Source organism: Nocardia sp. NPDC004722 (genome assembly GCF_053601505.1).
The window spans coordinates 1-19196 of the sequence record NZ_JBSGBY010000085.1; the positions used below are offsets into that span (position 1 = coordinate 1).

Annotated in this window: 23 protein-coding genes; 6 read left to right on the forward strand and 17 right to left on the reverse strand. The window is 67.9% G+C overall.

Translation table 11 applies throughout. From position 1 onward, the window contains the following. A partial coding sequence (locus ACWELQ_RS11615; protein WP_452396972.1) for an asparagine synthase-related protein occupies positions 1-248 on the forward strand: 248 nt, incomplete at its 5' end. A 61-nt stretch (positions 249-309) separates the two neighbouring features. Here the strand turns inward: ACWELQ_RS11615 and ACWELQ_RS11620 are convergent. Together ACWELQ_RS11620 and ACWELQ_RS11625 are read right to left on the reverse strand one after the other, a co-directional pair. Continuing rightward, a complete protein-coding gene (locus ACWELQ_RS11620; RefSeq protein ID WP_452396973.1) occupies positions 310-744 on the reverse strand; it encodes a type II toxin-antitoxin system VapC family toxin in 435 nt (144 codons plus the stop codon). Further along, positions 741-989, reverse strand: a complete 249-nt coding sequence (locus tag ACWELQ_RS11625; protein WP_452396974.1) for a ribbon-helix-helix protein, CopG family — start codon at positions 987-989, stop codon at positions 741-743. The genes ACWELQ_RS11620 and ACWELQ_RS11625 overlap by 4 nt, the downstream gene beginning before the upstream one ends. A gap of 377 nt (positions 990-1366) precedes the next feature. Between ACWELQ_RS11625 and ACWELQ_RS11630 the strand changes: the two genes are divergently transcribed. Beyond that, positions 1367-2137: a MerR family transcriptional regulator gene (locus ACWELQ_RS11630; protein WP_452396975.1), complete on the forward strand. Its 771-nt coding sequence runs from the start codon at positions 1367-1369 to the stop codon at positions 2135-2137. A gap of 30 nt (positions 2138-2167) precedes the next feature. Here ACWELQ_RS11630 and ACWELQ_RS11635 read toward each other — a convergent pair whose 3' ends face one another. The 5 genes from ACWELQ_RS11635 to ACWELQ_RS11655 are packed head-to-tail and all read right to left on the reverse strand — an operon-like array spanning position 2168 to position 6369. Further along, entirely contained in the window at positions 2168-2752 is a 585-nt protein-coding gene (locus ACWELQ_RS11635; RefSeq protein WP_452396976.1) for an SUKH-4 family immunity protein, read from the reverse strand. Positions 2753-2781: 29 nt separating this feature from the next. Then, a complete protein-coding gene (locus tag ACWELQ_RS11640; RefSeq protein WP_452396992.1) occupies positions 2782-3729 on the reverse strand; it encodes a glycine betaine ABC transporter substrate-binding protein in 948 nt (315 codons plus the stop codon). A gap of 26 nt (positions 3730-3755) precedes the next feature. Further along, complete coding sequence (locus ACWELQ_RS11645; protein ID WP_452396977.1) at positions 3756-4532, reverse strand: ABC transporter permease; 777 nt, start codon at positions 4530-4532, stop codon at positions 3756-3758. Next, positions 4529-5725 (reverse strand): ABC transporter ATP-binding protein, encoded by a 1197-nt coding sequence (locus tag ACWELQ_RS11650; RefSeq protein ID WP_452396978.1) that lies wholly within the window; start codon positions 5723-5725, stop codon positions 4529-4531. Before ACWELQ_RS11650 ends, ACWELQ_RS11645 begins: the two co-directional genes overlap by 4 nt. After that, the gene (locus ACWELQ_RS11655; protein ID WP_452396993.1) at positions 5722-6369 is read right to left on the reverse strand and encodes an ABC transporter permease; all 648 of its coding nucleotides are present in this window, start codon (positions 6367-6369) and stop codon (positions 5722-5724) included. Before ACWELQ_RS11655 ends, ACWELQ_RS11650 begins: the two co-directional genes overlap by 4 nt. Before the next feature lie 202 nt (positions 6370-6571). On the opposite strand from ACWELQ_RS11655, the gene ACWELQ_RS11660 reads away from it, so the two are divergent. Further along, the gene (locus tag ACWELQ_RS11660) at positions 6572-7978 is read left to right on the forward strand and encodes a DUF1254 domain-containing protein (protein WP_452396979.1); all 1407 of its coding nucleotides are present in this window, start codon (positions 6572-6574) and stop codon (positions 7976-7978) included. Between the two features lie 78 nt (positions 7979-8056). On the opposite strand, the gene ACWELQ_RS11665 is transcribed toward ACWELQ_RS11660, so the two are convergent. The 3 genes from ACWELQ_RS11665 to ACWELQ_RS11675 are packed head-to-tail and all read right to left on the reverse strand — an operon-like array spanning position 8057 to position 10697. Then, positions 8057-8719 carry a methionine ABC transporter permease gene (locus tag ACWELQ_RS11665; RefSeq protein WP_452396994.1) on the reverse strand — a complete coding sequence of 221 codons (663 nt, stop codon included), beginning with the start codon at positions 8717-8719 and terminating at the stop codon, positions 8057-8059. Positions 8720-8745: 26 nt separating this feature from the next. Next, positions 8746-9825, reverse strand: coding sequence for a methionine ABC transporter ATP-binding protein (locus ACWELQ_RS11670; protein ID WP_452396980.1), 1080 nt, complete (start codon positions 9823-9825; stop codon positions 8746-8748). Then, positions 9822-10697 (reverse strand): MetQ/NlpA family ABC transporter substrate-binding protein, encoded by an 876-nt coding sequence (locus ACWELQ_RS11675; protein ID WP_452396981.1) that lies wholly within the window; start codon positions 10695-10697, stop codon positions 9822-9824. The genes ACWELQ_RS11670 and ACWELQ_RS11675 overlap by 4 nt, the downstream gene beginning before the upstream one ends. A gap of 141 nt (positions 10698-10838) precedes the next feature. Here ACWELQ_RS11675 and ACWELQ_RS11680 point away from each other — a divergent pair, with 141 nt between their 5' ends. Beyond that, positions 10839-11702, forward strand: coding sequence for a MetQ/NlpA family ABC transporter substrate-binding protein (locus ACWELQ_RS11680; protein WP_452396982.1), 864 nt, complete (start codon positions 10839-10841; stop codon positions 11700-11702). A gap of 259 nt (positions 11703-11961) precedes the next feature. Here ACWELQ_RS11680 and ACWELQ_RS11685 read toward each other — a convergent pair whose 3' ends face one another. The 6 genes from ACWELQ_RS11685 to ACWELQ_RS11710 form a co-directional block, all read right to left on the reverse strand. Then, complete coding sequence (locus tag ACWELQ_RS11685) at positions 11962-12984, reverse strand: hypothetical protein (protein WP_452396983.1); 1023 nt, start codon at positions 12982-12984, stop codon at positions 11962-11964. A gap of 29 nt (positions 12985-13013) precedes the next feature. Beyond that, positions 13014-13817, reverse strand: coding sequence for a bestrophin-like domain (locus ACWELQ_RS11690; RefSeq protein ID WP_452396984.1), 804 nt, complete (start codon positions 13815-13817; stop codon positions 13014-13016). A 236-nt stretch (positions 13818-14053) separates the two neighbouring features. Next, a complete protein-coding gene (locus ACWELQ_RS11695) occupies positions 14054-14800 on the reverse strand; it encodes an adenosylcobinamide-GDP ribazoletransferase (protein ID WP_452396985.1) in 747 nt (248 codons plus the stop codon). 231 nt (positions 14801-15031) lie between these two features. Next, positions 15032-16972 carry a nicotinate-nucleotide--dimethylbenzimidazole phosphoribosyltransferase gene (gene cobT / locus ACWELQ_RS11700; RefSeq protein WP_452396986.1) on the reverse strand — a complete coding sequence of 647 codons (1941 nt, stop codon included), beginning with the start codon at positions 16970-16972 and terminating at the stop codon, positions 15032-15034. 71 nt (positions 16973-17043) lie between these two features. Then, a complete protein-coding gene (locus tag ACWELQ_RS11705; RefSeq protein WP_452396987.1) occupies positions 17044-17316 on the reverse strand; it encodes a hypothetical protein in 273 nt (90 codons plus the stop codon). Positions 17317-17335: 19 nt separating this feature from the next. After that, a complete protein-coding gene (locus tag ACWELQ_RS11710) occupies positions 17336-18301 on the reverse strand; it encodes a helix-turn-helix domain-containing protein (RefSeq protein ID WP_452396988.1) in 966 nt (321 codons plus the stop codon). An 86-nt stretch (positions 18302-18387) separates the two neighbouring features. On the opposite strand from ACWELQ_RS11710, the gene ACWELQ_RS11715 reads away from it, so the two are divergent. Continuing rightward, positions 18388-18510, forward strand: a complete 123-nt coding sequence (locus ACWELQ_RS11715; RefSeq protein WP_452396989.1) for a hypothetical protein — start codon at positions 18388-18390, stop codon at positions 18508-18510. Then, positions 18507-18737: a hypothetical protein gene (locus tag ACWELQ_RS11720; RefSeq protein ID WP_452396990.1), complete on the forward strand. Its 231-nt coding sequence runs from the start codon at positions 18507-18509 to the stop codon at positions 18735-18737. The genes ACWELQ_RS11715 and ACWELQ_RS11720 overlap by 4 nt, the downstream gene beginning before the upstream one ends. Before the next feature lie 65 nt (positions 18738-18802). On the opposite strand, the gene ACWELQ_RS11725 is transcribed toward ACWELQ_RS11720, so the two are convergent. Beyond that, on the reverse strand, positions 18803-19196 hold a 394-nt coding region (locus ACWELQ_RS11725; RefSeq protein ID WP_452396991.1), incomplete at its 5' end, for a DUF3043 domain-containing protein.

Here is a 19196-nt window from a genome sequence, read left to right on the forward strand (position 1 = left end):
CCCTGCGCCACTGGCTGCGCGGCCCCGAACTCTACGACTGGGCCCGCGCCCAGATCACCGACTCCGGCACCGACCACCTCCTCAACAAACAGGCCATCCTGGCCATGCTCGACGCCCACCGCACCGGCCCCGTAGACCACAGCCGCCGCCTCTGGACCCTCCTGATCTTCATGATCTGGCACGGCATCTTCGTCGAGAACCGCATCAAGCCCGAAATCCAAGAACCCACCTACCCCGTCAACCTCTGACTTGTCCCCCCTCCCGGATACCCTGTCCCCCAACAGGATCCGGGAGGGACCAAATCAGTGGTCAAATATCGTCCGGCAACACCCGAAACGCGGCGTGGAGCGTAAGCGGTGTGACGGCACGAAAGTCGCGGCGGTCCAAGGTCAGCACGTCGGCCGTCTCGTATCGCTCGGCCAGAGCAATGTTCGTCGCATCGGTCAAGTCCAGGCACAGCGAGACATACCGCTTCTGCACCCGCCGCGCGATCCGGAGCACCGCCGCCGGAATTTCCGAGATCTCGATCCGCCCCGTGCGTTCCTGCGCCAACAGCCAATCATTGACTCCGTAAGCGGCCTCGCGGTTCACATTTCGAGTGAGCACATGCTCGATCTCGAGCAGCACCAGCGGAGAGACGACCGTCAGGGCCGCCTGCTGCAGAACCTTTCGGGCGGCATCATGGTCGGGTTCCGAGGCGTTGAACGCCGCGATCAAACCCGAGGTGTCACCGATCAGAATCACTTATCCTCCGTTGGATCGGTGATCGCATCCCGCACGGTTCGATGAACCTCATCGTCACTGATAGGCCGTCCGAAATCGACAACTGGAATATCCCAGTCCTCCTGCCACCGACGACTCCGGATCGCGACGAGATGGAATGCCTCCCGGAAGATTTCAGACTCCGGCCGACCTTCCCGCGCCGCCGCCTGCTTGATCAACTCCAGATCGTTCTCGTCCACCATCACAGTCGTCTTCTTTAGGCCCATATGGTTATGGTACCCCCACCATAACCGTGTCGTCGGAGATCGCACACCATCGCGTTGCTCTCCAGTGCGACATCAGCGACTCTCCCAATCGCCTCCCCACCTACGACCAAGCCCTGGCGGCCCACTACCCCACGTACGTCACCGCTCGCGGCCACTGAACCGTCCTCACCACGCATGCCGCTGACTGGTTCACCGCTCACGGCACGCCCTCGACGCCCCGCTCGATTTCGCGAAGCAGCCGCTAGCCCCGGCATTCGAGGGGATTGGCGCGCTTAGGCTTGCTCGGTTGGGGCAGGTCTTGAGGTTCACGTGGCGTGAATGTTTAGCGTCGAGGTGCCGGAGGGACCGGCGGGGTTCAGTGGGGTGAGGAGTGGGGCGTGGGCTGGTCGATTGCGGAGGTCGCACGGATGTCCGGGGTGACGACGCGGACGCTTCGGCATTACGACGAGATCGGTTTGCTGCCGCCGGCGGGGGTTCGTGGCAATGGGTACCGGTTCTACGAGCAGGCGCAGTTGTTGCGGCTGCAGCGGATTCTGGTGATGCGGGAGCTGGATCTCGGGCTCGAGGAGATCGCGGCCATTCTCGATCGGCAGACCGATCGGCTGGTGGCGTTGCAGGAACACCACGCGCGGTTGCTGCGGGAACGCGACCGCCTCGATCGAGTGGTGCACACGCTCGCCCGCACCATCGAGGAACTCCAGGCACAGGAGGAGACCATCGACATGCCCGAGATCAACAGGCCGGAGAACCTTTTCGAGGGATTCGATCCGAGCCGGTACGAAGCTGACGCGATGCGGCGCTGGCCCGATCAGGCGACGGCGTTCGAACGCTCGAAGGCGCACACCGACTCGCTGTCGGCCGAGGAGATCGCGCGAATGCAGGAGGAGACGACCGCGGCGATGATCCGCATGGCGGAGCTGATGGCGGCACGGACGCCGGTCGGCGATGCGGCTGTGCAGTCCGAGATCGATGCCGCCTACCGCATCGTCAGTGCCACGTGGACCCCGGACGCGCAGATGTTCAAGCAGCTTGCCCAGACTTATCTCGACGATCCCACGGCCACTGCGAGTTTCGATCGGATCGCGGCGGGATTGGCCGTCTACTACCGTGACGCGATGGTGGTGTTCGCGGATACCAGGCTCACGTAACGTTCGCCCCGACCGTTGATGCCCGGGAACCTACTGGAGTTTGTCGGCGACGAAGCGGAGGGCTAGTTGCCAGGTGGGTTCGCCGGGGTCCCAGTCCGAATCCGGGTCCGGTGGGGCGAAACCTGTTGGGTCGGTGGCGAACATCGACTGGCGTAGGCGGTCTTCGGCTCCGGGGCGGTAGGTGCCGTCGGGGGTCGGGTGGTCGAAATCGTAGTTGGGGCGTTCGGTTTCGAGGAGGTAGAGGAAGTAGACGAAGGTTTCGAGGGATTTGTTGAGGGGTGCGGGGATGCCGCCGTCGGGGATGCTGAAGACTGTGCCGTCGGCGGTGTCGAGGTAGACCACATCGCTGGAGATGGTGCCGAGGCATAGCCAGCGGGTGACGTCGAAGCCGAATTCGCCGTATTCCTCGACTAGCTCGTCTTCCGAGAGGTTCACCTGTCCGGCGCGCAGCTCCTCGGTGACGTCCAACCAGTCGATCGCGGGTAACCCGATGTCGCGCAGTATCGATCGCGCCACCGGGTCGGTGACGACGCCGAGTGCGTTCTGCGACAGCGTGATCAGCGTGCCGGGCGGGAATACCGCTTCGAGCATCGCCCTGTCGACCAATACGCCCACGAACCGCTCCTCACGTCGCCTCCCATCATTCACCCCGCGGTGACGAAGCCTTGCGCGACCATCCAGTCGCGGGCGACGTCGGCGGGTTCGCGGCCGTCGACGTCGACCTGGCGGTTGAGCTCGGTGATGACCGGGTTGGTGAGGAGGGCGGCGATGGGGGCCATGAGGGTGGCGATGTCGGGGTGGGCGCGGTTGAAGTCGGCGCGGAGGACCAGGGCCGCATTGTATTTCGGGAAGAAGGAGCGGTCGTCCTTCAGCAGGACCAGGTCGAGGGCGGGGATGCGGCCGTCGGTGGCGGCGACGGAGCCGAAGCGGCATTGGCGGGCGTCGGCGGTGGCCTGGTAGACGAGGGCGTCCTGGACGATCTGCTTGTGTACTTTGCCGCTGTCGATGCCGTATTTGGCGGCCATGCCGGGGAATCCGTCGGGGCGGACGTTGAATTCGGTGCCGACGCAAGTCCCTGCCGCGGCGGGGTCCTTCGCGATCAGCGCGGCGTAGCCGGAGAGGGTGGCCACGCCGGTCTCCTGCGCGGTGTGCGCACTGGTGACCATGGCGTAGGTGTTGTTCATCGGGGCCATATCGGTCCACACCATGCCGTGGGCGGCGAGATCGGCGTCGCGGACCTGCTCGAACTGCCCGCGTTCATCCGGGACGGGAGTCTCCTTGCCGAGATAGTTCACCCATCCGGTGCCGGTGTAGTCGAAGGCCACGTCGATCTGCCCGTGCAACTGGGCGTCCCGAAGACTGTTGGAGCCTTGGATATTCGTCAGATCGCGCACGTTCGCACCGGCGGCGGACAGCGCGTACTCGATGAGATAGCCGAGGATGTTCTGCTCGGTGAAATCCTTGGAGCCGACCGTCACCGTCACCCCGTGCAGCGCGGCGATCGGGCGGATACTGCCCGGGCCGACGCGCAGCGGCACCGCGCTGCCGGACTCCAGCCCGCAGCCCGTCAGCACGAGCAGCAGCCCGATCATCAGGCAGCCCAACCGTTTTCCGGATCTCACCGCAGCCCCCTCGGCCCGAGGAAGCGCTCGGCCAGCGCCCCGAGCCAGTCGACCAGCAGCGCCAGCGCGACCGCGAGCACCGCGCCCACCACCAGCGTGACGTTGTCGCGCAGCTTGTACCCGGTATCGATGAGAATCCCGAGCCCGCCGGCGCTCACCAGGAACGACAGCGTCGCGGTGCCGACGGCCAGCACCAGCGAAGTCCGCAGTCCCGCCAGGATGTACGGCACCGCCAGCGGAAACTCGATGCGCCGCAACACCGTTGCCGCGGACATCCCCTGCCCGCGTCCGGCGTCGACCACCGTCGGATCCACCTGCTGATAGCCGAGAATCGTATTGCGCAGCACCGGAAGCAGCGAATAGAACGCGATCGGCAGCACCCCGATCCAGAACCCGGTGGTGCGGGTGACGAGATAGAACAACACGATCAGCCCGATCGCGGGCGCGGCGGCCCCGATATTGGCGATCCCGATGAAAACCGGTGCGAGACGCCGGAATCCGGGCCTGCTCACCAATGTCCCCAATGGCACCGCCACCGCGAGCACGATCACCACCACCGCGAGCGTGATGGCCAGATGCTGCCGGGTGACGGTCACGATGTTGTCCGCGTTCATGCTCGCCCGCTGGGTGACGGTCAGCGTCCGACTGAAGGACCAAACCAGCACCCCGGCGGTCAGCACGATCACGAACAGCGGCTGCACAAGCAGCCGCAGCCGTTCGGCACGCCGCGCGGTCGCAGTGCGCACCGGTCCAGCGACGGTGCCCGCGGTCATGAGCGCACCTCGCCAGGCTGCTCGACACCCGATTCCGACTGCACCGCACCCGCTTCCGCCTGCCCGGCACGCAACGCCGACAGATGCGCGACCAGGGTGTCGACGGTGATCAGACCCCTGTATTCGCCACGCGCTCCGGTGATCACGGCGGTGGCGTTCTGCTGGGTGAGCAGTGCCTCCAGGGCGTGCTGCAATGTCGAACGCCCGGAGAGCATCTGCCCCACCGGCTCTCCGGCCTCCCGCAGCGACGAGGCCGTGGCGAGCTCGGTGGCCGACACCCAGCGCAGTGGCCTCCGCTGGTCGTCCAGGATCAGCGCCCACGGCCAGTCCCGACCGGCGAGCGCACCGCGCAGCGCCTCGACGGGATCGTCCTCGAGGGCGACCGGGCAGTCGTCGAGCTCCACCTCCCCGACCCGGGTGAGGGTCAGCTGTTTGAGTGAGGCGTCCGCGCCGACGAATCCTGCGACCGTCTCGTCGGCGGGGCGGGCCAGGATCGCGGCCGGGGTGTCGTACTGCAGGATGCGGGATCGGCTGCCGAGCACGGCGATTCGATCACCGAGCTTGACCGCTTCGGAGAAATCGTGGGTGACGAACACGATCGTCTTGCCCAATTCGGCTTGCAGGCGCAGCAATTCGTCCTGCAACAGCCCGCGCGTGATGGGGTCGACCGCGCCGAACGGCTCGTCCATCAGCAACACCGGCGGGTCGGCGGCCAGCGCCCGAGCCACCCCGACCCGCTGCTGCTGCCCGCCCGACAGCTGCCGCGGATACCGGCGTCGATACGTGTCCGGATCAAGGCCGACAAGCGAAAGCATCTCGTCGACCCGCGCGGCCGTCCGCTTGCGGTCCCAGCCGAGCAGCCCCGGCACGGTGGCGACATTCTTGGCGACGGTCAGATGCGGGAACAGCCCGGCCTGCTGGATGGAATATCCGATGCCGCGCCGTAATTCGTCCGGATTCATGGCGGCGGCATCGCGCCCGCCGATGGAGATGGTGCCCGCGCTCGGCTCGATGAGCCGGTTGATCATGCGCAGGGTGGTGGTCTTGCCGCAGCCGGACGGGCCGACCAGCACCACGATCTCCCCCGCCGGAATCGTCATCGACACCGCCTCGACGGCCGGTTCGGGTTGTGCCGCATAGTATTTGGAGACCGAGTCGAGGACGATCCCGACTCCGGACACGGTGGCGGTCATCGCAGCCCCTTCGAGGTGGTGAAACGTCCGATGAGCAGGAACGCCCCGTCGAGCAGCAGCGCGAGGACGACGACGAGCACCGTCCCGGTCAGCGCCTGCGGCACCGCGTTCGGGCTGCCGAGCCGCGACAGGCCCGAGAGGATGACATTGCCCAGCCCCGGACCCTTGGCGTAGGCGGCCAGCGCGAGAATGCCCATGATCAGCTGCGTGCTGACCCGCATGCCGGTCAGGATGGCGGGCCAGGCCAGCGGTAGTTCGATCACGGCGAGCACCCGCCAGCGATTCATCCCGACCCCGCGCGCGGCATCCACCACGGCCGGGTCCACCGACGACAGCCCGATGATGGCATTGCGCAGAATCGGCAGCAGCGCGTAGATCACCAGCGCCGTGACGGTCGGCGCGACACCGAGCCCCAGCACGGGAATCAGCAAGCCCAGCAAGGCGAACGACGGCACGGTCAGCACCGCGCTGGCCGCCGCGGTCGCCGCCGACGAACCGAGCGGGCTCCGATACACCAGCACCGCGACGGCCACCGCCACCACCGTGGCGATCACCAGCGACTGCACCACGGCCGACACATGCAGATACGAATCGACGAGCAGCTGATGTCGCCGCGTGACGAGGAACCTCCACAGCGCGTCCATAGTCCCCACTTCCCGGATCCCGCTGTCTCGGAGACTATCCCGGTCGCGGCGCCACCACGTGGGAACAGGAGCAGCCCGCGCCGGAAACAAGATCGACCGGTCTCACATCCGCGGTCCGCCACCGCCCCCGCAGTACGGTAACCAGCGAGTAGCCGGTACACTTGCAGTCGCACTGCAAAAACACGAGTCGGAGGTGGTACGTATGGATCTACCGAGCGCCCCGCGCGTCAATCGCCGGATGGCCATCGGACTGGGCGCCGCCGCGCTGGCCGCCCTCGGACTGACCGCGTGCGGCAAGTCCAGCAGCGGCTCCAGCGCGACCAGCACCAGCGCCGCCTCCACCGATCCGCACGAGATCGCCGCCGACGCCTACGTCTTCGGATTCCCACTCGTCCTCATGGACGTCACCCGCGAAACCGGCGGTCCGGCAAACCAATTCGTGCACCAGAACCCGCCCACTCCCGACGAGAAGCAGGTCGTCCGGCTGAACCTGGACACCCTCTACTCGCAGGCGTGGCTGGACCTGCGCGCCGAGCCGATGGTGGTGCAGGTCCCCGCCATCGAGGGCCGGTACTGGCTCATGCAGTTCCTGGACGCGTGGACCAACACCGTGCACGATCCCGGCAGCGTGAACCCGCGGCTCGCCACCGGCGCTCCCCACCCGCCCTACACCTACCTGATCACCGGACCCAGCTGGAAGGGCACGGTGCCCGCGGGCATGACACAGCTGGCCATGCCGACCGGCACCACCTGGCTGCTCGGACGCATCGAATACAAGGGCGACAACGACATCGACAATGTGCGTGCCCTGCAACAGCAGTTGAAACTGGCCCCGCTCAGCGTGTGGAACGCGGACCCGAACGCCGTCCACGGCGGCCCGGGCGCGCAACCCGCCGGCGGTGCCGCGCCCGCGCAGACGGTGGCGCAGATGGACGGGCCCACCTTCTTCAACCGTATGTGCGCGGTGCTGGCGCAGAATCCGGCCGCGCCGGACGACGTCGACGCCATGAAGCGCTTCGCCACCATCGGTCTCACCCCGGGCGCGACCATGAACGCCGCGTCCACGGACATGCTCAACGCCGGGGTCGCCGCGGCCCGCAAACAGATTGCCGCCTACCGCGATCCGAAGGCCCAGAACTCCAACGGCTGGTCCTTCGACCTCCATGTCGGCACCTACGGCACCGACTATCCGCTGCGCGCCCAGGTCGCCGCGGTCGGGCTGGGCGCGAATCTGCCCCGCGACGCGGTGTACCCGACCGTCAACGCGAAGGCCGAGAGCGACAGCCGATTCCGTCTCACCTTCCCCGGCGGTCAGCTGCCGCCCGTCGACGCCTTCTGGTCGATCACCGCCTATGACGCGCAGAGCTACCTGATCCAGAATCCGGCGCGCATCTACTCCGTCGGGCACCTGGTGCCGCTCACCCCGGCCGCGGACGGCACCGTCGAGATCGTCGTGCAGAGCGCCGATCCCGGGCCCGACGTGCCCGCCGGGCATTGGCTGCCGATCCCGGAATCCGGCGACTTCTCCCTCACCCTGCGGCTGTACGCGCCCAAAGACACTGTGCTCAACGGCAAGTGGCAGGTGCCGAAGCTGGAGAAGGTGTCCTGACCGGCACCCGCCGGGCCGCCGCGCCCCTCATCGACGCGGCACCCGGCGGGTTATCGGCGCTCGCGCGCTACCGGAGGGCTACCGGCGCAGCACCCGCCGAGCCAGGAAGTTCCCCAGGAACTGGATCCCCTGCACCCCGGCGATGATGATCAGCGTCGCCACCAGCGTGACCTGCCAGTCGAACCGCTGGTACCCGTATACCAGCGCGAAATCACCCAGCCCGCCGCCGCCGACGGTGCCCGCCATCGCCGACATGTCCACAATGGCGATCACCACGAACGTGTAGCCGAGCACCAAGGGCCCCAACGCTTCCGGAATCAACAGCGTCAGAATGATCCGCAACGGCCCCGCGCCCATGGACCGCGCCGCCTCGATCACCCCGGGGTCCACGGTCACCAGATTCTGTTCCACGATCCGCGCGATCCCGAAGGACGCCGCCACGATCATCACGAATGCCGCGGCATCCGTCCCGATCGTCGTCCCGATCACCTTCAACGTCACCGGCCCCAACGCGGCCAGCAGAATAATGAACGGAATCGGCCGCACCACATTGACCAGCACATTCAGCACGAGATTCACGGGCGCATTGGCCAGCAACCCACCCTTGCGGGTCGTATACAGCAGCGACCCCAGCACCAACCCGATGGTCCCGCCCACCACAAAGGTGAGCAGCACCAGGTAGATCGTCGTGCTCACAGCCTCGCCCAGCACCGGCCGCAGTCGATCCCAATCCGTATGCACGGCAGCCAGATTGCTCACGGTGTGGGTCATGCGCTCCTCCGCTCGTTCTCGGTGTCCGCCACATCGACCGAATCGACCGTCGACGTGGCTCCCGGCGCGGCCAGGGCGGCGGCGACGCGCTCGACCGCATCCTGCGGGCCGTCGAGGGCGAGGGTGAGACTGCCGAAGGTCTTGTCCTGCAGCGTGCTCACGCCGCCGAAGACGATCTCGACGGTGACGCCCTCGGCCGCGGCGGCGGTGAGGGCCGCGCCGATGCTGTTGTCGTCGTCGACGGGCACGGTGACCAGGTGGCCGGTGTGCCGTTCGGCGAGACGCGCCAGTTCCTCGTCGGTCGGGCGGTTGTGCAGGACGGTTTCGACGAAGGAGCGGGTGGGGGTGGCGGTCGGGGTCGCGAAGACGTCGAAGGTGCTGGCCAGCTCCACGATTCGCCCCTCGGCGAGGACCGCGACGCGGTCGGCGACCGCGCGGATGACATCCATCTCGTGGGTGATGACCACGATGGTAACGCCGAGCTCGCGGTTGATCTTGCGCAGCAGCCGCAACACCTCGCCGGTGGTCTCCGGGTCCAGCGCCGAGGTCGCCTCGTCGGCGAGCAACAGCGACGGTGAGGTGGCCAGGGCTCGGGCGATGCCGACACGTTGTTTCTGGCCGCCGGAGAGCTGGTCGGGATAGCTGCGGGCCTTGTCCGAAAGGCCCACGAACTCCAGCAGTTCCGCCACCCGCGCCTTGCGCCGGGCGCGCGGCCAGCCCGCCACCTTCAGCGGGTATTCGATATTGCCCGCCGCCGTGCGCGACCGGAACAGGTTGAACTGCTGGAAGATCATGCCGATATCGCGGCGCAGTTGCCGCACCCGGGACTCCGCGACCCCGGTGATGGGGTCGCCGGAGACCAGAACGGTGCCCGTGGTCGGCTTCTCGAGCGCGTTGATCAACCGGACCAGCGTGGACTTGCCCGCGCCGGAATAGCCGATCACACCGAAGATCTCACCCTTTTCGATGCGCAGGTCGATATCGTCGAGCGCGGTGTGGGTCTGCTTGCCGGTCCGGAAAACCTTGGTGACCGAACGGAATTCGACAGCTGCCGACCCGGTGTCGTTGTCGCTCACTTGTTGTCGCGGATGGTCTGCTGCACCCGCTGCAGGATCTGCTCGAGCTCCGGACCGGTCTTCTTCACCTCGACCGCGGTGCCCTTGGAGTCCGCGGCCTCGGCCTTCTGCACCTCCGGGCTGTGGAAGATGTCCACCAGCTTCAGATACGTCGCGTTGTTCTTGTCCGCGGCGCGGGTGACGAGCGCGTTGATGTACGGCGCGGCACCGGGATTGCTCGGATCGTCCTTGTACAGCGCGCTGGTCGGGTCGATATCGGCCTTCGCCAGATACGTGTTGTTGACGATGGAGCCGTCCACCGACACCAGCGACAACGCGGTCTGCGCGGCATCGACCGGGGTGACCTTCACCTTGGAGGCGCCCTTGTCGATATCGGCGGGCGTCGGCTGCGACTTGTCGCCGGAGAGCTTGAGCAGTCCGGCCGCCTGCAGCACGAACAGCGCCCGCGCCTGATTGGTCGGATCGTTCGGGATCGCGATCTCCCCGCCCTGCGGGATCTCCGCGACCGACTTGTGCTTCTTGGAGTACAGCCCCAGCGGCACGATGTAGGTGGCCCCGATCGGCGTCAGATCCTGGTTGTTGGCCACGTTGTACTGGCCCAGGAACTGCAGGTGCTGGAACAGATTGACGTCGACCTGTTTCTGCGCCAGCGCCGTATTGGGCTGCGAGTAGTCCGAGTAGTGGACGATGTCGAGGTTGATGCCCTGCTTCTTGGCCTCGTCCTTGAACACGTCCCAGTGCGGATCGGATTCGGTGGTGCCGATGCGCACGGTATTGCCGGTGGAGTCGCCGCTGCTGCCGCAGGCCGTGAGGGTGAGGCTCGCGACGGCTGCTACCAGGACCGGGATCGCCAGTACCCGATGGAATTTCACTCGTGCTCCCGCATGCTGCTGTGTGATGGGTGGAAATCGAACCCGGCCATGCAACCGTGCGGGCAATCGGCGGGCAATGATTGCGATCCGGGGGAGCCAAACGGTTCCGGTACGCGCGAACCCTCCCCTACGGTGCGTGAAATGCGAAAATTGCGCCGTTTTCTGGTGTTTCCGGTCCTGCTGGCACTGGCATTGACGGCCGCCTGTGGTGAGGAACACCACGGTGACGTGGTGCGCATCGGTGTGAACGATCTCGCACAACCGCACTGGGACGTGTTCAAGCGCAAGGCCGCCGAGGCGGGCATCACCGTCGAGTTCACCAACTTCACCGACTACAACCAGCCCAACCCGGCGCTGTCGCAGGGCCGCATCGACCTCAACAAGTTCCAGCACATCCGGTACCTGGCCAACTACAACGCCCGCAACAACGACACGCTGGTGCCGATCGGGGCTACGGAGATCTATCCGCTGGGGCTGTACTCCAAGAAGCACCGGGCGGTGAGCGAGATCCCGCAGGGCGGGGAGATCACGTTGAGCAACAATCCCGCGAATCAGGTGCGGCCGCTACTGAATCTGGCCGCGGCGGGCTTGATCGTGCTGCGCGGCGGCGGTTCCTGGGATTCGAAACTCGAGGACGTCGACAAGTCCGCCTCCCGGGTGCGGCTCACCACCATCGACCCCACCCTCACCGCCGCGTCCCTGGACAGCGTGGACGCCGCCTACGTCGACGACACCTGGGCGCGGCAGGCCGGCCTGACCAACGACCAGATCATCTACACCGATGACCCCGAGCGCCCCGACCTGAAGCAGTACATCAACATCTTCGCCGCCCGCGCCGCCGACAAGGACAACCCGAAGTACCTGCGCCTCACCGAGATCTACCACGACCCGGAGGTCGAGGCGGCGATCAAGGCCGAGGCCGGCTTCCAAGGCATCTTCAAGACCAACACTCCGGCCGACCTCCAGGCCACCGCCACGGATCTGGAAGCCAAGTTCCGCAAGTAATTCCCGCGCCGGGGTACACGCACCCGCCAGGGCCACCGCCGCGCCCCACGACCTCAGCGGCACCTCACTGCGCCCTCTGCGGCGCACCTCGCCATGCCTCGGTAGCTCGCCCGCCAGTCTGAGTCGCGCCCCGTCACTTCGACAGGCACGCCTCCTCATTCCGGCGGGCACGCGCCTCGGCATTCCGGCGTGTGTTCCCCCGTCATTCCGGCGTGTGTTCCCCCGTCATTCCGGCGTGCTTTTGGCCGGAATCCAACGCTTACTCGGCAGCACCACCGCCACCACCGCCACCAGCGTGAGCCCTGGCCATCCGGGCGCGTGCACCGGCGATGATCGTGATGACGATGACCGTCATGACCTGCAGCGCGGTCCAGGTGGCCGGGTGGGGCGGCGGTATCGGAGCGGCGTATTCGACGTGCTGAGGCGGAGGTGGGGGCGGAATCGGTTGCGGTGCGGGCGGAATCGCCTCGGGCGCGGGCAGCGGAGCCGGGGCCGCGACCGGGACGGCGGCCGGAGCGTGTGGGATCTCCAGGGGCACAAAGGGTTCCTGCACGGGGATGGGCAGGAGCAGCAGACAGGTGAGCAGGGCACTTCCGGTCACCGCGCTGCCCACCACCACGCTGCCCGCCCCCGCGGAGCCGGGACCGACCAGCCCGCTGGAGCCGGGGATGAAGCCTGGCCCGATCAGGCCGGACCCCATTCCGCTGCCGGTGAGAATCCCCAAACCCAGTGCGGCACTGCCGACCACGGCACTGCCCGCACAGGCGGTCGCGACGCTGCCCGAGTCCAATCCGGCGAGTCCGCCGAGGGTGTTGGGTGCGGCGGCCACCTCGACCGGCCGCTCTGGAGCCGGCGAGTGATCCTGTGCGATACGGGAATTGCGGTTCGGCAGCATCAACCCTGTCGTGCCCGCCGTGGCCCCGCTACCGATCGCGGCGCTGCCCGTCGCAGCACTGCCGGTGCTCAGCACACCCCCGGCAGGCGGACCGGCCACCGGATTCGGTGGCATCCCGAGCGCACTGCCCGAGGACACGCCGCCGCCCGCCCCGGAGCCGCTGTAACTGCTGCCGGTCCCCAGTCCGAGCCCGCTGCCGGTGGGCGCGTCGATCGGACCCGCCGCATCGGATCCGGCGCTGCCGCTGAGGATTTCACCGATGGGCGGCAACCCGGGTAGTCCCGGATCGGCCTGCGCCACTTCGGGCCGCACGGTGAGCAGGGCGGCGGCCAGCGGCACCGCCGTGACCGCCGCGAATCCCCGTGCCGCCCTACGAGTCCGGTTCATGCTGCCTCCGAAGGCCGTGTGCGGATGGTTCAGCGCGGGTTGGCGCCGGCCGCCGGTTCGGCGGACGTGATGTGCTCGAACCGGGACAGCGCCAGTTCGTAGGCGTCCTTGGAAACGTGGTTGCCGCCCGAGAACGGTTGATCCAGTTGGTAGATGGCGACGATGACCGCGCCGAGGACCACACCGAACAGGCCGGTCATCACGATGCTCTTCTTGGTCACCACCACGCCGGAGAACACGGTGCCGAACAGCAGCATGACGGTGGCGAACCACAGGGCGATGTAGAGGAAGCTGGGCAGCCGGTAGCCCGCGTCCAGGCCGCGGTCGTAGCGCGCCTCGGCGATGGCGTCGACGCCGGTCATCGCCTTGTCCTGGGTCGATTTGGCATCGGCGTCGGTGGCCGGTACCGCCGACACCGCGTCGCGCAGATCGTCGAGGGTGGCCTGGGCGGCCGGGCTCAGCCGCCGGTGCTTGTCCATGACCTGCCACTCGTCGCCGATGACCTGCTTGGTGTAGTCCTTCACCAGCCCCTGGATCTGCTTGCGGTCCTGTGCGGGCATGTCATTGGCGGTCTCGTAGACGCTCACCAGCGCCTTGCCCTCCGTCACCGTGTGATCGTGCGAGGTGTCGTACTGCTGCCACAGGATCACCACCACGAAGGCCACGATGGCCGCGAAGAACATATTGACCATGTCGAGCATCATGTGACCGGCCCCCGAATCGTCCCCGTGCTGCCAGGACTTCGGCCGCAGCCGATCCCCGATCAGGAACACCCCCACCGCGACCACCGCGAACAGCACGAGCACACCCAGCTGCAACAGAACTCCGAGCATTCCGCGACTCCATTTCCGGGCCAGGGCAGATGCGATCCACGGTGTATTCGCGACCACTGGTCGGTCGGATTGCACCGGCAAACGATCTGTTACGCGCCCGGCGCGCCACCGGAAATGCTCCGGCGGGCGCAGCCCGAATCAGAAACCACGACGCAGCGGAAACTCGACCGCCCAGGGACAGCGCCCCGGTCAAGCCAGCGACAGCACCGGGCTAGCGGGCGAGCGACAACACCCGGCTAGCGGGCGAGCGACAGCACCACGGCCGCAACCGTGACGCTCAATTCCAGTGCGGCACCGAGCACATCACCGTTGAGCCCGCCGAACCGCCGCACGCAATGCCGCCCCAGCACCATGGCCGCGCCCAGTGCGAGGACCACCGCCACCGGCCCCTGCCAGAGGTTTCCGGTCGCGAATACCGAAGCCGCACCGGCGATTGCGGCCCAGACCAGCACGACGACGTGCCCCTGTGTCCCCGCCACCAGCGCACCGAACCCGGCCCCGGGAGCCGCCTCGATCCCCCGCCGACAGGCCACCACCACGGCAACCCGCCCCACCGCCACCGCGAGCACCACCGCCGCCCACTGCCCCGCCTCGGCCAGCGCAGCGAACGAAACCGCCTGCACCGCAACACCGAACACCAGTGCCGCCACTCCGAACGGCCCGGCCCCACCACTCTTCATGATCTCCCGGGCCCGCTCCGGTGGCCCATAACTCCCGAGCCCATCCATCGTGTCGGCCAGCCCGTCGATATGCATCCCCCGGGTAATCAATGCCAGCCCGGCCACGGCGATGAACCCAGCCAACAGCCCCGACGCCCCCAATTCCCCCATCCCCCACATCAATCCGGCAGCCCCGGCCCCGAGCAACACCCCGACCAGCGGCGCCCACGCAATCGCCCGCCCCGCCACCGCCCGATCCACCTGCTCAGGCCCCCGCACCGGCAACACGGTCAGCCACGACAACGCCAGCCGAACCCCGCTCACGCCCGGACCCCGATACCCACAACCGAGCCATCCGCAACCACCCTCGGCATCGAGCCGAATTCGTACGGCGGCGGGCAGTCTGTAGCGGCCCGCTGGCCGTAACGACTCACCTCGGCCTTCCGCCGGGCAGACCCAGGCCCCAACGCATTTCGGCGTGCCATCGGATGCCCGACGACGTAGTGCGCCACCACATCTCGCAGTACGAGAAGTGGTGGCGCGATCGGCGGCAGACTACGCACCGGGGGTTTCGGCGTCGGCGGTGCTGACTCCGGCCTCGGCGAAGGTGGCCATTTCGGCGAGGGTAGCCACTGCGGCACGCAGCAGCGGGAGGGCGGCGACCGCGCCGGAACCTTCGCCCAGGCGCATGCCCATGTCGACGAGAGGTTCCAGATCGAGGCGCTGCAGGGCGATGGTGTGGGAGGGTTCGCTGGAGCGGTGGCCCGCGACCCACCAGGCGCGGGAGCCCGGGGAGAGCTGGTCGGCGACGAGGGCCGCGGCGGTCACCACGACGCCGTCGAGAATGACCGGGGTGCGGCGGGCGGCGGCGCGGGCAAGGAACCCGGCCATGGCGGCGAAGTCCGCGCCGGATACGGTGCGCAGCAAGGCAACCGGGTCCTTGACCACGGGCCGCGCCCGCCACATGGCGTCGCGGATGGCGGCGGTCTTGCGGATCCAGCCCGCGTCGTCGACGCCGGTGCCGCGGCCGACCGCGACCACCGGCTCGGTGTCGGTGATGGCCGCGATCAGGACGGTGGCGGGCGTCGTATTGCCGATGCCCATGTCCCCGGCGATGAGAAGGTCTGCGCCGGAATCGATTTCCTCGTCGGCGATGGTGGCTCCGGCGGTCAGCGCCGCCTGCACCTCGGCCTCACTGAGCGCATCCTCCCGATCGATGGACCCGCTGGAGCGCCGCACCTTGTGCCGCGAGATCTCCGGCGCGGTATCCCCCGCCACCGCGATGTCCTCCACGCGCACGGTCGCGTCCGCGAGCCGCGCCAGCACATTCACCGCCGCGCCACCGTGCAGGAAGTTGGCGACCATCTGCCCGGTCACCTCACTCGGATACGCCGAAACCCCATGCTGCGCAACACCATGATCACCGGCGAACACGACAACCCGAGCCCGCTCGAACTGCTTCGGCGGGCACTCCCCCTGACAAGCCGCCACCCAGTTGGCCAACTTCTCCAACCGCCCCAGCGCCCCACCGGGCTTGGTCAACTGCAACTGCCGAGCCTCAGCCGCGGCCCGCACCACCGCATCCGGCCCCGGCACCGTCCCGAACGAAATCCGAACCGGCTTGCTCAACACCGGCTTCTCAGCCGCCACCGTCGAATCCGCAACGCCCGCAGCGGCATCGGAGCCGATCACGCCGGCCGACGCCCCCTGCTCGCCCGGACCAGCCGAGGCTGCGGCAACCGAGGTCTCGGCACCCGCTCCGCCTGCCGAAGTTGCCTGCGCGGCAGCCTGATCCGGCGCAGCTGCCACCGCGGCGGCCGAGGTTGTGGTCGCGGCGGCGTCGGAGAGGGCGGCGGCCGAGGCGGTGGCGCGGTCGGGCTTGACACGGACGGCCTGACCGGCGACGACGAGGAAGACTTCGTCGCAGACGGCGGCGAGGCGCTGGTTGAGGGTGCCGATCTCGTCGCGGAACAGGCGGCCGGAGGCGGTGGCGGGGATGACGCCGAGGCCGACCTCGGGGCTGACGATGATCAGGCGATGCTCGTAGGCGGAGACGGCGGAGACCAGGGCGTCGATGTCGGGGGCGACGGTGCCGCGCGGGGATTCCCAAGCGGCGCGGGCATCCAGCCGCGCGGTCAGCCAGGTGCCGAGGTCATCGACGAGGGTCGCGGATGCGGTTTCTGACCCCGCGGGCGCACCGGCCGAACCAGCGGGCGCGGTGTCCGAACCCGCGCCTGCGGTGGCCGAATGCGCGGTGTCAGCCAGCGCGGCGACCGGGTCACCCTCGACGATGGTCCAGTCCGCGGGCCGCCGGGCCCGATGCGCCGCAATGCGTTCGGCGAAGTCGATATCGGCGGGATCGGCGATCGCGGTGGCGATGTATCGCACCGCCTCCGACGCGACTAGCTGTTCCGCGAAGGCCGACTTCCCGGACCGGGCGCCACCGAGCACCAGGGTCCGCAACGGCCGATCGGTTGTCTGAGCAGTGTGCGACACGTCAGCACGGTATCAATTACACCTGCGCTCCGGCCGAGTAGGCACGACGATCGGCGTCGAGCGACCCCGGGTCAGTAGTTCTTCTCGTTGTGCACGCACTCGACCTTCAGGTCCCGGGCCGTGTAGGACCAGTCGGTCCCCGACGGGCACGCGGACTTATCGCTCACGCTCGCCACGATCTTCCCGTCGTGCGGCTTCGAACACGACACCACCTTGTCGTGATTGGTCGTCTCACCGCCCACGATGCACTGACCGTCCGCATTGCGCGGATCCTTGCATCCGGCCGTCGTCCCGGCCACCAACAACACCAGCGGCACCGCCGCGATCATCACTCCCCACCGCATGGGTCGGCATCGTATCCGGTCAGGAAACCTTCACTCCGAAGCGACGGCGGTATTCGACGGGCGCGATACCGACCACTCGCTGGAAGTGGTGCCGCAACAGCGCCCCGGAACCGAATCCGCAACGGTGCGCCAGGGATTCGAGATCCAGGTCGGTGTCCTCGAGCAGCTGTTTGGCCAGCAGCACCCGCTGCCCGGTCAGCCATTTCACCGGTGTCGTCCCGGTTTCCGCGGCGAAGCGGCGCGCGAAGGTCCGGGTGGACATGGCCGAGCGCGCGGCCAGCGATTCGACCGTGTGCGGCATCTCGAGATGCTCGCCCATCCAGTGCAGGGTTTCGCTGAGGCTGTCGGAATCGCAGTCCACGACGGGCCGTTCGATGAACTGCCGCTGCCCGCCGTCACGTTGCGGCGGCACCACCATGCGCCGCGCGATGGCATTGGCGACGGAGCTGCCCAGCTCGCGCCGCACCAAGTGCAGGGAGGCGTCGATCCCGGCCGCGGTGCCCGCGCTGGTGATCAGGTTGCCCGCGTCCACGAACAGCACGTCCGGGTCGACGGTGGCCTGCGGGAACTTCTCGGCCAGCAGGTCGACATACCGCCAGTGGGTGGTGCATTTGCGCCCGTCGAGCAGCCCGGCCTCGCCCGCGAGGAACGCGCCCGAGCACACCGTGAGCACGGTGGCCCCGCGATCGGCGGCGTCGCGCACGGCGTCGATCATGCTCTGGTCGATGGGGTTGTCGGCGAAGATCGGAAACGCCGGGACGGCAACCAGATCCGCGTCGCGCAGCTCTTCGAGCCCGTACTGCGGCGTCACCTGGATGCCCGGTGAGCTGGAGACCAGCGGTTTCCCTGGTTGCACACCGCAGACCCGGAAGTCGAAGCCGGGCAATCCGTCGGCGGTGCGGTCGAGGCCGAAAACCTCACAGACGACGCCGAATTCGAACATGGCGAGGTGGTCGTTGAGGACCACGGCGACCTTCGAGAGCATGTTCCGATCCCATCTGGCCGAATATTTGCGAACTATGTCAGAACTGCCACTGTTGGCGGTATGTTCTCTATAGAAAACTTACTGCCATGCAAGCACTGTCCGCAATCGTCGCAGCCGGATCCGCCATGGCGGCCCTCGGCACTCTCACCTTCGGCTTCATGGCCGGGGACACCACCGATCACATCGATGAGGGCGAGGCCCACGCATGACCACCATCACCTCCGGACACGGCCACTTCCAGACCACGACCGGCACCCACGAAGCAGTCACCATGTTCCGTCGATTCATCGCCCTGCTCGCCGCGGCCGGCCGGGCCGTCCCGTTCCACCGCGAGGACAGCTGGGGCCTGGCCGGTTCCGGTACTGCCATCGACCGCGACCGCGATCGCGTCGCCCTCGAGATCCGCGCGATGTCGACCTACCGTGAACACAACTGAGGGGCGGCCGAAGCCGCCCCTCAGGGGAAATCCTCCGGCCGTCGACGAGGACGGCCGGGCAGTTTTCAGACCGCGTCGCCCGCGCTCACCCGCGGCTTCGGCGCACGCATGCGGCGCACCTGCGAGGCGCGCACGAAGGCGTACCAGCCCAGCGAGAACGAGGAATCGGCGGTGTCCGGGTAGCGCTCCCGGACCCGCTTGTTCACCATGCGGCCCAGCACCACGCCCTCGATGATCATGAACAGCATCATCACCAGCATGGCCAGCGTCACCAGCGCCTGCAGCGCGGGCGAGAGGATCATGCTGACGATCAACACCAGCGCCAGCGGCATGAACAGCCCCAGCAGATTGCGGCGCGCGTCCACGATGTCACGCACATACCCCTTGACCGGACCCTTGTCGCGCGGGAGCAGGTACTGCTCCTCACCGGCGAGCATGCGGGCGCGGCGGTCCTGCGCG

Coding starts and splice junctions, on each gene's coding strand:
- ACWELQ_RS11625 (WP_452396974.1), bottom strand. CDS start 989: ATGGGCCTAAAGAAGACGACTGTGATGGTGGACGAGAACGATCTGGAG.
- ACWELQ_RS11640 (WP_452396992.1), bottom strand. CDS start 3,729: ATGATCGGGCTGCTGCTCGTGCTGACGGGCTGCGGGCTGGAGTCCGGC.
- ACWELQ_RS11645 (WP_452396977.1), bottom strand. CDS start 4,532: ATGACCGCGGGCACCGTCGCTGGACCGGTGCGCACTGCGACCGCGCGG.
- ACWELQ_RS11650 (WP_452396978.1), bottom strand. CDS start 5,725: ATGACCGCCACCGTGTCCGGAGTCGGGATCGTCCTCGACTCGGTCTCC.
- ACWELQ_RS11655 (WP_452396993.1), bottom strand. CDS start 6,369: ATGGACGCGCTGTGGAGGTTCCTCGTCACGCGGCGACATCAGCTGCTC.
- ACWELQ_RS11660 (WP_452396979.1), top strand. CDS start 6,572: ATGGATCTACCGAGCGCCCCGCGCGTCAATCGCCGGATGGCCATCGGA.
- ACWELQ_RS11680 (WP_452396982.1), top strand. CDS start 10,839: ATGCGAAAATTGCGCCGTTTTCTGGTGTTTCCGGTCCTGCTGGCACTG.
- ACWELQ_RS11685 (WP_452396983.1), bottom strand. CDS start 12,984: ATGAACCGGACTCGTAGGGCGGCACGGGGATTCGCGGCGGTCACGGCG.
- ACWELQ_RS11690 (WP_452396984.1), bottom strand. CDS start 13,817: ATGCTCGGAGTTCTGTTGCAGCTGGGTGTGCTCGTGCTGTTCGCGGTG.
- ACWELQ_RS11705 (WP_452396987.1), bottom strand. CDS start 17,316: ATGCGGTGGGGAGTGATGATCGCGGCGGTGCCGCTGGTGTTGTTGGTG.
- ACWELQ_RS11710 (WP_452396988.1), bottom strand. CDS start 18,301: ATGCTCTCGAAGGTCGCCGTGGTCCTCAACGACCACCTCGCCATGTTC.
- ACWELQ_RS11715 (WP_452396989.1), top strand. CDS start 18,388: ATGCAAGCACTGTCCGCAATCGTCGCAGCCGGATCCGCCATGGCGGCC.
- ACWELQ_RS11720 (WP_452396990.1), top strand. CDS start 18,507: ATGACCACCATCACCTCCGGACACGGCCACTTCCAGACCACGACCGGC.